The sequence below is a fragment of the Variovorax sp. AB1(2024) genome, from assembly GCF_037482385.2.
Classification (GTDB): Bacteria; Pseudomonadota; Gammaproteobacteria; order Burkholderiales; family Burkholderiaceae_C; genus Variovorax.
Map to the genome: position 1 here is coordinate 3398582 of NZ_JBBHKP020000001.1, position 12697 is coordinate 3411278.

Below are 12697 nucleotides of genomic sequence, written 5' to 3' on the forward strand. Positions count from 1 at the left end.
CCTTTCAAACGGGCGGTCAGGCCGTGCCGTCCGGCACGAACACGTAGCCCACGCCCCAGACGGTCTGGATGTAGCGCGGCGCTGCGGCGTCGGACTCGACCAGCTTGCGCAGGCGCGAGATCTGCACGTCCAGGCTGCGGTCGAAGGGCTCGAACTCGCGCCCGCGCGCCAGCTGGGCCAGCTTTTCGCGCGACAGCGGTTGACGCGGATGGCGCACCAGCGCCTTCAGCATCGCGAACTCGCCGGTGGTCAGCGAGAGTTCTTCGCCATCCTTCTTCAGGGTGCGCGAGCCGAGATCGAAAGCGAACGGGCCGAAGGTGACGGTCTCGTTCTCCGTGGAAGGGGCGCCGGGCGCCTCGAGCGGCGGACGGCGGCGCAGCACGGCGTGCACGCGGGCCAGCAGTTCGCGGGGGTTGAATGGCTTGCCGAGGTAGTCGTCGGCGCCGACTTCGAGGCCGACGATGCGGTCCACGTCCTCGCCCTTGGCGGTGAGCATGATGATCGGCGTGCGGTCATTGGCGGCGCGCAGGCGGCGGCAGACCGAGAGGCCGTCTTCGCCGGGCATCATCAGGTCGAGCACGATCAGGTCGACCGTGTCGCGCAACAGGATGCGGTTGAGCGCCTTGCCGTCCTCGGCCACGATCACTTCGAAACCTTCCTGCGTCAGGTAGCGGCGCAGCAGGTCGCGGATGCGGGCGTCGTCGTCGACGATCACGATCTTGTCGGTGCGAGCGGGAACTTGAGTCATTTCTACAACGATGAATTTGTAACAGGGCCGATTCTGAAGGCGTTGAGCACCCGTTGAGCCAGATTTACTTATGGTTTGACACTAAGTTACAAAACTTGCGGACGCTCGCGGTCTGGTCACCAGCCGTACGCGTTGAGGTGGCAAAGTCACTCCTGCCTTATGACTTTCGCTCAATGAGACAACCATATTTCGCCCGGTCATTTCTTGTCGCCTGTGCCTGTGCGCCGCTGTGGGCGCAGGCGGTTCCCGGCAATTTCCTGAGGGTGGGCGAGGTGCGCCGCAGCGAGGTTCGCGATGCCGTCGCGGCCCATCGGGCCGGGCAGCGCGAAGAGGTCCGCCGCGAGGAAGCCATGGCCGGACGGCGGCTGACGGCCGCCGAACTGTTCGAGCTGCGCCAGCAGGTTCGCGGCCAATGGACCCCGCCCGCCGCGGGTGCATTGGTCAATTCGGCAGAATCGCAGCCGGCCGAGCGGATCGCACCGGCACCGCCGACCGCGGCCCGTCCGCTGACGTCTCCAAGCAGCCAACGCCGCTGAGGCGTTCCGGCGGGCCAGCCGGATGGCCTGCCGGCTTCGGCTTGTCTTTCATACCAACTGGGGAGAACTACACCTTGAAAACCATCAAATTGCTCGCGGCCTGCGCCGCCCTGGCCATGGCCGGCACCGCCATCGCGCAAAGCGTCGTCACGCCCGCGCCGCAGAACGTGCTGCAGCTGTCGGCGGCCGGAACGGTCGAGGTGCAGCAGGACATGCTGAGCATGACGCTCACCACCACCCGCGACGCCACCGATGCCGCCACCGTGCAGACGCAGCTCAAGGCAGCGCTCGATGCCGCCCTGAGCGAGGCCAGGAAGAGCGCCCAGTCGGGCCAGCTGGACGTGCACACCGGCAATTTCAGCCTCTCGCCGCGCTACACCAAGGACGGCAAGATCAACGGCTGGCAGGGCTCCACCGAGCTGGTGCTCGAGGGCCGCGATTTCCCGCGCATCACCCAGACCGCCGGCCGCATCAGCACGCTGAGCGTGGGCAATGTCGGTTTCGGCCTGAGCCGCGAGCAGCGCGCCAAGACCGAGGCCGAGGCGCAGGGCATCGCCATCGAGAACTTCAAGCAGAAGGCCGCCGAGCTGGCCAAGGGCTTCGGCTTCGGCGGCTACACGCTGCGCGAGGTGTCTGTGAACGCGAGCGACAACGGCCCGCGCCCGCGCATGATGGCGATGCAGGCGAAGGCGTCGTTCTCTTCCGATTCGGCCGTGCCGGTCGAGGCCGGCAAGACCAGCGTGGTCGTGAACGTGTCGGGTTCCGTGCAGCTCAAATAAGAAGGCTGCGTACCGCCGGGCTACCCTCTACTGGGCAGTCCAGCCGCCGTCCATGGCCCAGGCAACGCCCCGGACCTGGTCGGCCGCCGGCGAGCACAGGAACACGGCCAGGCCGCCCAGCTGCTCGACGGTGGTGAACTGCAGCGAAGGCTGCTTTTCGCCCAGCAGTTCGTTCTGCGCCTGCGCGGGCGTGATGCCTTCGCGCGCCGCGCGGTCGTCGATCTGCTTTTGCACCAGCGCCGTGAGCACCCAGCCGGGGCAGATGGCATTGACGGTGACGCCGGTGGTCGCGGTTTCCAGCGCGACCGACTTGGTCAGGCCGACGATGCCGTGCTTGGCCGCCACGTAGGCCGACTTCTGTGCCGACGCCACGAGCCCGTGGGCGGAGGCGATGTTGATGACGCGGCCCCAGTTGGCCTCGCGCATCGCCGGAATCGCCAGCCGGGTCGTGTGGAATGCGCTGGTGAGGTTGATCGCGATGATGGCGTCCCAACGTTCGGCGGGAAAGTCCTCGACCTTGGCCACGTGCTGGATGCCGGCGTTGTTCACGAGGATGTCGACGCGGCCGAACTTCGACGCGGCGAACTTCATCATGTCCTCGATCTGCGTGGGCTTGCTCATGTCGGCCCCGTGGTATTCGGCGCGAACGCCCAGCGCCTCGATCTGCGACCTTGGGGCCTCGGCGTCGCCGAAACCATTGAGCACGATGTTCGCGCCCTGCTGCGCGAGCGACTTGGCGATAGCCAGGCCGATGCCGCTTGTGGACCCCGTGACAAGCGCGGTTTTGCCTTTGAGCATGTAGATCAATCTCCGGATGAATTAGGATGCGACGAGACAATTATCCGCACCAGGACGACTTCGTTTTCATGACCGAACCGACGCTTCATTACGTGGCGTGCGACGACGCCCAAGGCGGCCATCGCATGGCCTATTGGCAATGGGGCGACGCACGCAGTGCGCACGTCGTCGTCTGCGTGCACGGCCTGACCCGGCAGGGGCGCGATTTCGACTTGCTGGCACAGGCCATCGTGGCACGCGCCGGCGGCAACGTGCGCGTGGTCTGCCCCGACGTGGTCGGGCGCGGACGCAGCGACTGGCTGCGCGATCCGTCCTTCTACCAGGTGCCCGTCTACGCGGCCGACATGGTGGCTCTGGTGGCGCAGCTGCATCGCGAACAGCCCATCGACACGCTCGACTACATCGGCACCAGCATGGGCGGGCTGATCGGCTTCGTGCTCGCGGGGCACAAGGAGCTGCCCCTGGCCCGGCCGATCCGCCGGTTCGTCCTGAATGATGTCGGCCCGACCATCGAGCCTGCTGCTGTGCAGCGCATCGGCGCCTACGTGGGCAAGAGCGGCCGCTACGAAAGCGTGCAGGCAGCGGCCGATGCCATGTGGGCGCTGTCGACCACTTTCGGGCCGCACACGCCGGAACAATGGCTGGCGTTGTCGCGGCACATGGTTGTGCCGGCGTCCCGGCGCACGGCCGACGGCTCGGCCAAGGTCGAGGCAAGCGGCGAGGAGGGCAGTGAAGAGGGCGGCTGGCTGTTGCACTACGACCCCGCCATCGGCGTGGCTCTGCGGGCCATCACTCCCGAGGCCGCGGCGCAGGGCGGCGCGATCATGTGGGGCCTGTACGACGCCATCGAGGCGCGCACGCTCATCACGCGCGGCGCCGTGTCCGATCTGCTGTCGCGCGAAACCGCGCAAGCGATGACGCAGCGCGGCCCGCACGCCGCGCTGGTCGAGTTCGAAGGCGTGGGCCATGCGCCGACCTTCGTCGACCCCGCACAGATCGCCGTCGTCACCCGCTTCCTCTTCGATTGAGTGAAGAAGCGTGAAGCGCGATTCCTCGAGCCTCCAGACGGCGCCCGTGACCGACGCGGCCATGGTCGACTATCCGTTGTCCGCCGCAACAGCCGAGCGCTCGCCGGTGATGGAGAACATGCTGGCGCGTGCGCGCGCATTCGCCGAGCCGCTGATTGCCGATGAGAAGCTGGACACGGGCGAAAACACGCTCGCGCATGCCGATGCAGTGGCCGCCATCGTCGCGAAGATGGGCGGTTCCGAGGCGATGCAGGCGGCGAGCTACCTGGTCTATGCCTGCCAGCACCTGAACCGTCCGCAGGAAGTGATCGCCAAGGTGTTCGGCGACAACTTCGCGGCGCTCGCTGTCGAGACGACCAAGCTGGTGCGCGTGCAGGAACAGGCGCGCTCGGCCTCGCAGGGGAACCATGCCGAAGGCGCGGGCGCGCAAACGGAAAACGTGCGCAAAATGCTGCTGGCGTTCTCGCGCGACTTGCGCGTGGTGATGCTGCGGCTGGCTTCGCGCCTGCAGACGCTGCGGCATGCGGCGGCAAGCAAGCAGCCGGCGCCCGAAGGCGTGGCGCGGGAGTCGCTGCAGGTGTTCGCGCCGCTGGCCAACCGGCTGGGCATATGGCAGGTGAAGTGGGAGATCGAGGATCTTTCGTTCCGCTTCCTCGAGCCCGAAACCTACAAGCTGATCGCGCGGCTGCTCGACGAGAAGCGCATCGAGCGCGAAGGGCACGTCGAGCAACTGCGCTCGCAACTGGAGCGCGAACTGCAGGCCGAGGGCGTCAAGGCCACGGTGCAGGGGCGGCCCAAGAACATCTACAGCATCGTCAAGAAAATGCGCGGCAAGTCGCTCGACTTCGCGCAGGTCTTCGACATCCTCGCGCTGCGCGTGGTGGTACCCGACGTGAAGGACTGCTATGCGGCGCTGGCCTGGGTGCATTCGCACTTCCAGCCCATCGACGAGGAGTTCGACGACTACATCGCGCGGCCGAAGCCCAACGGCTATCAGTCCCTGCACACCGTGGTGCGCGAGCTGGTCGACGGCAAGCCGGGCAAGCCCATCGAGATCCAGATCCGCACCGAGGAAATGCACGACCATGCCGAGCACGGCGTGGCCGCGCATTGGGCCTACAAGGAAGCTGGCCACAAGGGCTATGCGGGCGTGTGGGCGAGCGGCGAGTACGACGCCAAGATCGCGGTGCTGCGGCAACTGCTGGCGTGGGAGCGCGATCTTTCCGGCGGGCTGCAGGGGCAAGGCCTGTTCGACGACCGCATCTATGTACTTACGCCCGATGCGGCGATCGTCGAGCTGCCGCAAGGTGCGACGCCGGTCGACTTTGCGTACACCGTGCACACGACGCTGGGCCATCGCTGCCGCGGTGCGCGTGTCGACGGCGCGATGGTGCCGCTGAACACGCCGCTGTCGAACGGGCAGACGGTCGAGATCATCGCCGCCAAGGAAGGCGGGCCGTCGCGCGACTGGCTCAATGCCGAGCTTGGTTATCTCGCCAGCCATCGTGCGCGCGCGAAGGTGCGCGCATGGTTCAACGCGCAGATCACGCACGAGACCGTGGCGCGTGGGCGCGAGGCGGTCGAGAAGCTGCTGCAGCGAGAAGGCAAGACGGCGGTGCGGCTGGAAGACCTGGCTTCGCAGCTCGGCTTCAAGTCGGCGGACCATCTGTTCGAAGTCGTCGGCAAGGACGAGTTCTCGCTGCGCAACATAGAGACGCTGTTGCGTCCACCGGAGCCGGCGCCTGGGCCGGACGACGGCGTGCTCATCAAGAAGGCACGCGGCAGCGAGAAGTCGGGCAAGGGCGGCGTGCTGGTGGTTGGCGTGTCTTCATTGATGACGCAACTGGCCAAGTGCTGCAAGCCGGCGCCGCCGGATGCGATTCGCGGCTTCGTCACGCGCGGGCATGGCGTCAGCGTTCACCGCAGCGATTGCAGCAACTTCCGCACGATGGCGGCCAAGGATGGCGAGCGCGTCATCGATGTCGAGTGGGGTGCTCCCAAGAAGGGGGGCGACGTACCCGTATATGCGGTGGACGTGGCCGTGGAAGCGGCCGACCGCCAGGGTCTGCTGCGCGATATCTCCGACGTCTTTGCGCGCGAGAAGATGAACGTCATCGGCGTGCAGACGCAATCGATCAAGGGCACGGCGTGGATGACGTTCACTGTTGAAATCGCCGACGCCGCGCGGCTCACGCAGGTGCTCGGCGTGGTCACTGCAGTAATTGGTGTGCGATCTGCACGTCGTCGCTAAAAAGTGCCATTTCTCCTGCTACAATAGCTGCTTCTCGGACACATCCTTAGGCGCGTAGCTCAGCTGGTTAGAGCACCACCTTGACATGGTGGGGGTCGTTGGTTCGAGTCCAATCGCGCCTACCAATTTTCCCTCTGAAGAAGACCAGTCTTCAGGCCCACAGGGAAAATTTGAAAACTGCAGCTGCCTAGAAAAGCAGCCTGCAATTTTTCTTTCTTGCCGCCTTGATGGCACCATCAATTCATCTCGCACAGATCCGACATCAGCGTTCGGATGTTTGCGTCATGCAGTCTGGTTTTGGAAGACCTCGGCCTTGTTGTTGTGCTACCTTGAGGGCTCTGAAATTTCATTCCAATTTTCTTGATTAGCGATCCGATACATACGCGATCAATGCTGGTTGATCCGGCTCATGGCGAGAGGCGTCTCGCGGCGCTGATGAGGCAGGCTCCTCTCGAGTTTGCACGCGCTGTCTACGGCATCAACGACCACTCGAGCGGCCGCACCGACACCATGGCCGCACGCGAGGTAGCGCGTGCACAACGCCAGGGTATGCCGGTGACCGAAGAGCGGGCAGAACAGCGTGCGCGCGCCTATCTTCCTACCGCCGGGCAGGAGCACTGCCCGCGCTGCTGGGTTGTCTACGGGCAGAAGAATCCGCTGCGTTTTCGTGATACCGCTGCAGAGCGGCCCGAAACCGCGCTCTGCCACGCATGCGGCGCGGAGTACGCAACATCGCCGGATTGAACAATGTACGGCGCGCGGTCAGGGTAAACCTTGTCGCGATGCAGCAAAACGGCTCCCTAGAATCATCCGATGACATGGGCGTCCATGTGAAGGAGTCCGCAGTGCAGAGCAAGAAGTCCGGGGTCAAGCCGGTACAGCGTGTGATCAAGAAATACCCCAACCGAAGGCTCTACGACACCGAGACATCGACGTACATCACCTTGACCGAGGTGAAGCAGTTGGTCATCCAGAATGCGCAGTTCGTGGTGCGCGATGCCAAGACCGGCGACGACCTCACGCGCAGCATCCTCCTGCAGATCATTCTCGAAGAAGAGGCGGGCGGCGCGCCGATGTTCACCGAGCAGGTGCTGGCCAACATCATTCGCTTCTACGGACAGGCGATGCAGGGGTACATGGGGCCGTATCTCGAGAAGAACATCCAGGCCATGACCGAAGTGCAGGCGCAGTTGGCCGACAAGGCCGAGGGCCTGACGCCCGAGATGTGGTCGCGCTTCATGACCATGCAGTCGCCGATGCTGCAGGGGCTGATGGGCAACTACGTCGAGCAGTCCAAGAACGTTTTCCTGCAGATGCAGGAGCAGATGCAGAAAAACACCGAGCAGGTTTTGGGGGCCTTTGGCATCAAGCGTCCGTGAGTACCGCCCGATCGCCGTAAGTCGAAGGTTTTTCGAAGGGCGCCCGGCCGTCGCCGATAGCTGGGACAATAGAGGCATATGAGCGAAGTTGCCTCCCCCGAACGAACGGCCACGCCGACCGCCCCCAAGGTCGGATTCGTGAGCCTGGGCTGCCCCAAGGCCCTTACCGATTCCGAATTGATCCTGACCCAGCTGAGTGCCGAGGGTTATCAGACCGCCAAGACCTTCGAAGGTGCCGATCTCGTGATCGTCAACACCTGCGGCTTCATCGACGATGCCGTGAAGGAGAGCCTGGACACCATCGGCGAAGCGCTGGCCGAGAACGGCCGCGTCATCGTCACGGGTTGCCTGGGGGCCAAGACCGGCGACCAAGGCGGCAACCTGGTGCGCCAGATGCATCCGAGCGTGCTGGCCGTTACCGGCCCCCATGCGACGCAGGAGGTGATGGATGCGGTGCATGCGAACCTGCCCAAGCCGCACGACCCGTTCATCGACCTGGTGCCCAACACCTTCGGCGTTGCCGGGCTCAAGCTGACGCCGCGCCACTACGCCTACCTGAAGATCAGCGAAGGCTGCAACCACCGGTGCACCTTCTGCATCATCCCGTCGATGCGCGGCGACCTCGTGTCGCGGCCTGTCGGCGATGTGCTGAGCGAAGCCAAGGCTCTGTTCGAGGGCGGCGTGAAAGAGCTGCTCGTGATCAGCCAGGACACCTCGGCCTACGGCGTCGACGTGAAGTACCGCACCGGTTTCTGGGACGGCAAGCCGGTCAAGACCCGCATGCTCGAGCTGGTGCGCACGCTCGGTGAGATCGCCGAGCCCTACGGCGCCTGGGTTCGCCTGCACTACGTGTACCCGTACCCGAGCGTGGACGAAGTCATTCCGCTGATGGCAAGCGGACAGGTGCTGCCGTATCTCGACGTGCCGCTTCAGCACAGCCACCCCGATGTGCTCAAGCGCATGAAGCGCCCGGCCAGCGGCGAGAAGAACCTCGAGCGTCTTGCGCGTTGGCGCGAGGTGTGCCCGGAGCTCGTGGTCCGCAGCACTTTCATCGCCGGCTTTCCTGGCGAAACCGAACAGGAATTCGAGCATCTGCTCGACTTCATCCGCGAAGCCGAGATCGATCGTGCCGGTTGCTTTGCCTACAGCCCGGTCGAAGGCGCCACTGCGAACGACATTCCGGGCATGCTGCCCGAACCGGAACGCGAAGCGCGCCGTGCCCGCTTCATGGAAGTGGCGGAGGCTGTGTCGATCGCCAAGCTCCAGCGTCGCATCGGTTCGACCATGCAGGTGCTGGTCGATTCGGCGCCGGGCCTGGGCCGCAAGGGTGGAGTGGGGCGCACGTACGCCGATGCGCCGGAGATCGATGGCACCGTGCGCCTGCTGCCGCCCGAGAAGATCAGCAAGACGCTGAAGGTCGGCGAGTTCACGCGCGCGCGCATCGTGGGCGCCGAAGGTCACGACCTGATCGCCCTGCCGATTTGATGCAGATTCGAACGGACAAGAAAAAAGCCACCGGAGACCGGTGGCTTGTTTCGGAACACGACCTGGCGGGGGTCAGTGTGAATTTGGTGCCCAGAAGAGGACTCGAACCTCCACGATGTTACTCGCTAGTACCTGAAACTAGTGCGTCTACCAATTCCGCCATCTGGGCATTCTCTGCTTTTCAGCAAAGACTGCGATTATATACACAGATTCTGCGCAACCTTTTTGGCCCGTCGAAATTTTTGCGTCTTCATGGTTCCGCCCATGTGGACGGTGTGTTGCCGAATGCGGGCGAGCGTGTTCGTGCGCGCAAGGTCGGTGTCCGTGGGTGCAATCTCGTGAACGCGTCGCGTGAGACGCAGATGCGAGCGACCATGAAAAAAGCCACCGGAGGCCGGTGGCTTGAATCGAATGACCTGGTAAAGGTCTGTTTAAACTTGGTGCCCAGAAGAGGACTCGAACCTCCACGATGTTACTCGCTAGTACCTGAAACTAGTGCGTCTACCAATTCCGCCATCTGGGCCCACGTAGTTGCAGAAGCAACTGCGTTTTGAATTTCAGGAAAGAAGGAGATCATATCAAAAATAATGGCACTTCCAGCGGCTTGCTGGACGAATTCGAAGGAACTGTTCAAGGACATCGCGACGGGCACGGCTTCGTGCAGCGTGATGACGGTGAAGCAGACATTTATTTGCCGCCGAACGAGATGCGCGCGGTGCTGCACAAGGACCGCGTCAAGGCGCGCGTGGTGCGGCAAGACCGGCGTGGCCGCCCCGAGGGGCGTGTGGTCGAGATCGTCGAGCGCCCCGAGCAGCCGATCATCGGCCGCCTCCTGCATGAAGGCGGCATCTGGCTCGTTGCGCCGGAAGACAAGCGGTACGGCCAGGACGTACTGATCCCCAAGGGTGCGACCGGCCCCGCGAAGGTGGGTCAGGTCGTCGTCGTGCAGCTCACGGAGCCGCCGGCGCTGTTCGGCCAACCCGTGGGCCGAGTGAAAGAAGTGCTGGGCGAGATCGACGACCCCGGCATGGAGATCGAGATCGCCGTGCGCAAGTACGGCGTGCCGCACGAGTTCTCCGCGGAGTGCCTGGCCGAAGCCAGGGCGCTGCCCGAAAAGGTCCGCCCCGCCGACAAGAAGGGGCGCGTCGACCTCACCGACGTTCCGCTCGTCACCATCGACGGCGAAGACGCGCGCGACTTCGACGATGCCGTGTACTGCGAGCCCGCGAAGGTGGGCCGTGGCAAGGGCTGGCGCCTGCTGGTCGCGATTGCCGATGTCAGCGCCTATGTGCAGACCGGTTCGGGCATCGACATCGACGCCTACGACCGCGCCACCAGCGTCTACTTTCCGCGCCGTGTCATACCGATGCTGCCGGAGAAGCTGTCGAACGGCCTCTGTTCGCTCAACCCCGAGGTCGAGCGCCTGTGCATGGTGTGCGACATGCTGGTCGCGGCCGACGGCGAGATATACGCCTACCAGTTCTATCCCGCGGTGATGTTCAGCCACGCGCGCTTCACGTACACCGAAGTGGCCGCCATCCTCGGCAACACGCGCGGCCCCGAAGCCGCCAAGCGCAAGGACCGCGTCAAGGACCTGCTGAACCTCGCCGACGTCTACAAGGCTCTGCTCAAGCAGCGCGGCAAGCGCGGCGCGGTCGACTTCGAAACCACCGAGACGCAGATCATCTGCGACGACGCCGGCCGCATCGAGAAGATCGTGCCGCGCACGCGCAACGAAGCGCATCGCCTGATCGAAGAAGCGATGCTCGCGGCCAACGTCTGCAGCGCCGATTTCATCGCCGAAGGCAAGCACCCGGGCCTGTTCCGCGTGCACGAAGGCCCGACGCCCGAGAAGAAGGAAATCCTGCGCGGCTACCTGAAGGCGATGGGTGTGGGCCTGAGCATCACCGACGACCCCAGGCCGGGTGAATTCCAGGCGATCGCCGAGGCCACCAAGGAGCGGCCGGACGCGCAGCAGATCCACACCATGCTGCTGCGTTCGATGCAGCAGGCGATCTACACGCCGATCAACAGCGGCCACTTCGGCCTCGCTTACGAGGCCTACACGCACTTCACGAGCCCGATCCGGCGCTACCCTGACTTGCTGGTCCACCGCGTGATCAAGGCCATCCTCGGCAAGACGCGCTACCAGCTGCCGATGCTGCCGACCCCCGGCGAGGCGCATGCCAAGCTGGCGAAGCGGCTCGCTTCGCGCGTCAAGGCGCCGACCAACAAGCCGCAGAAGGCCACCGTCGCGCCCAGCAAGGAAGTGCTGGCATGGGAGGCCGCGGGCCTGCATTGCAGCGCCAACGAGCGCCGTGCCGACGAGGCCAGCCGCGACGTCGAGGCCTGGCTCAAGTGCAAGTACATGCGAGAGCACCTCGGCGAGGAGTACGGCGGCGTGGTCACCGCTGCCACCACATTCGGCATCTTCGTCACGCTCGATGCGATGTACGTCGAAGGGCTGGTGCACATCACCGAGCTCGGCGGCGAGTACTTCAAGTTCGACGAGATGCGCCAGGAACTGCGCGGCGAGCGCACCGGCATCCGCTATGCCATCGGCACGCGGGTGCGGGTGCAGGTGAGCCGCGTCGACCTGGACGGCCGCAAGATCGACTTCCGCCTCGTGCGCGAAGGCGAGGAGCTCACGGCGCGCGCCATGAAGGACAAGGGCGTGGGATCGTCGGGCGTACCGGTCAAGGCGTCGGCCAAGCGCGGCAGCCGCCACAAGGCGGCGGAGGCCGGCGGCGTCGGCGAGCCACGCCTGGAGCGAGGTGCTTCGGCGCCGGCCGGGCCGCAATCGGCGATGCAGGCTTTCAAGTCTGCGGTGAAGAAGGCCGCCAACAAGATGAAGGGGCGCAAGCCGCGCCGCTGATGCCTTGCCGCATGAACCATCGACAAACTCAAGAAAGAAAGAGACAGACAGCATGAGCGCTGAAGACAACAAGGGCCGCATCGCCATCGTCACGGGGGCGGGTTCCGGCATCGGCCGCGCCGCGGCGCTGGCGCTGCTGGGCGACGGCTGGAGCGTGGCGCTGGCCGGGCGCCGGCTGGAGCCGCTGGAGCAGGTCGCCGAAGAATCCGGCGCCGGTGCGCGCGCCTTCGCCGTGCCCACCGACGTGGCCAAGGCCGATTCGGTGCAGGCCTTGTTCGCCGCCACGGTCGAGCGCTTCGGGCGTGTCGACCTGCTGTTCAACAACGCGGGCGTCGGCAACCCGCCCGGCCCCTTCGAGGACTGGACGCCGGAGCAATGGCAGGGCGTGGTCGACATCAACCTGACGGGCATGTTCTTCTGCATCCAGCAGGCGTTCCGCACGATGAAGGCGCAGACGCCGATGGGCGGCCGCATCATCAACAACGGCTCCATCTCCGCCACCGCGCCGCGCCCCAATTCGGCGGCCTACACGGCGACCAAGCATGCGGTGGAAGGGCTCACCAAGACCGCGTCGCTGGACGGCCGCAAGTACGACATCGCGGTGGGGCAGGTCGACGTTGGCAACGCGATGACCGAACTGGCCGCGCGCATGGCCAAGGGCGTGCCGCAGGCCAACGGCGAACTCGCGATCGAGCCGCTGATCGACGTGAAGATCGTCGGCCAGTCGGTGCTCTACATGGCGAACCTGCCGCTGGAAGCGAACGTGCTGTTCCACACCATCATGGCGACGAAGATGCCCTTCGTCGGGCGCGGCTAGG

Annotated in this window: 11 protein-coding genes and 3 tRNA genes; 10 read left to right on the forward strand and 4 right to left on the reverse strand. The window is 65.1% G+C overall.

The window, feature by feature from the left end; translation table 11 throughout:
* Positions 1 to 16: 16 nt before the first annotated feature.
* A complete protein-coding gene (ompR, locus tag WIX39_RS15860; protein ID WP_007837017.1) occupies positions 17 to 748 on the reverse strand; it encodes an osmolarity response regulator transcription factor OmpR in 732 nt (243 codons plus the stop codon).
* Between the two features lie 173 nt (positions 749 to 921).
* On the opposite strand from ompR, the gene WIX39_RS15865 reads away from it, so the two are divergent.
* A complete protein-coding gene (locus WIX39_RS15865) occupies positions 922 to 1284 on the forward strand; it encodes a hypothetical protein (RefSeq protein WP_106934702.1) in 363 nt (120 codons plus the stop codon).
* A 74-nt stretch (positions 1285 to 1358) separates the two neighbouring features.
* Entirely contained in the window at positions 1359 to 2063 is a 705-nt protein-coding gene (locus WIX39_RS15870; RefSeq protein WP_409195363.1) for an SIMPL domain-containing protein, read from the forward strand.
* A gap of 27 nt (positions 2064 to 2090) precedes the next feature.
* Here WIX39_RS15870 and WIX39_RS15875 read toward each other — a convergent pair whose 3' ends face one another.
* Positions 2091 to 2861, reverse strand: a complete 771-nt coding sequence (locus WIX39_RS15875) for a 3-hydroxybutyrate dehydrogenase (protein WP_409195364.1) — start codon at positions 2859 to 2861, stop codon at positions 2091 to 2093.
* 26 nt (positions 2862 to 2887) lie between these two features.
* Here WIX39_RS15875 and WIX39_RS15880 point away from each other — a divergent pair, with 26 nt between their 5' ends.
* The 6 genes from WIX39_RS15880 (at position 2888) to rimO (ending at position 9004) form a co-directional block, all read left to right on the forward strand.
* Complete coding sequence (locus WIX39_RS15880) at positions 2888 to 3889, forward strand: alpha/beta fold hydrolase (RefSeq protein WP_409195365.1); 1002 nt, start codon at positions 2888 to 2890, stop codon at positions 3887 to 3889.
* Between the two features lie 61 nt (positions 3890 to 3950).
* Positions 3951 to 6140 carry a RelA/SpoT family protein gene (locus tag WIX39_RS15885; protein WP_234382854.1) on the forward strand — a complete coding sequence of 730 codons (2190 nt, stop codon included), beginning with the start codon at positions 3951 to 3953 and terminating at the stop codon, positions 6138 to 6140.
* Between the two features lie 48 nt (positions 6141 to 6188).
* A tRNA-Val gene (locus WIX39_RS15890) sits at positions 6189 to 6265 on the forward strand.
* Between the two features lie 265 nt (positions 6266 to 6530).
* Complete coding sequence (locus WIX39_RS15895) at positions 6531 to 6884, forward strand: hypothetical protein (protein WP_409195366.1); 354 nt, start codon at positions 6531 to 6533, stop codon at positions 6882 to 6884.
* A gap of 74 nt (positions 6885 to 6958) precedes the next feature.
* Entirely contained in the window at positions 6959 to 7519 is a 561-nt protein-coding gene (phaR, locus tag WIX39_RS15900; protein WP_081267273.1) for a polyhydroxyalkanoate synthesis repressor PhaR, read from the forward strand.
* 78 nt (positions 7520 to 7597) lie between these two features.
* Positions 7598 to 9004, forward strand: coding sequence for a 30S ribosomal protein S12 methylthiotransferase RimO (gene rimO, locus WIX39_RS15905; RefSeq protein ID WP_081267272.1), 1407 nt, complete (start codon positions 7598 to 7600; stop codon positions 9002 to 9004).
* Between the two features lie 84 nt (positions 9005 to 9088).
* Here the strand turns inward: rimO and WIX39_RS15910 are convergent.
* Both WIX39_RS15910 and WIX39_RS15915 read right to left on the reverse strand, forming a co-directional pair.
* A tRNA-Leu gene (locus WIX39_RS15910) sits at positions 9089 to 9173 on the reverse strand.
* Between the two features lie 269 nt (positions 9174 to 9442).
* Positions 9443 to 9527: transfer RNA gene (locus WIX39_RS15915), tRNA-Leu, on the reverse strand.
* A gap of 81 nt (positions 9528 to 9608) precedes the next feature.
* On the opposite strand from WIX39_RS15915, the gene rnr reads away from it, so the two are divergent.
* A complete protein-coding gene (rnr, locus tag WIX39_RS15920) occupies positions 9609 to 11879 on the forward strand; it encodes a ribonuclease R (RefSeq protein ID WP_172839815.1) in 2271 nt (756 codons plus the stop codon).
* 52 nt (positions 11880 to 11931) lie between these two features.
* A complete protein-coding gene (locus tag WIX39_RS15925; RefSeq protein WP_409195367.1) occupies positions 11932 to 12696 on the forward strand; it encodes an SDR family oxidoreductase in 765 nt (254 codons plus the stop codon).
* The last annotated feature ends 1 nt before the right edge of the window (position 12697 follow it).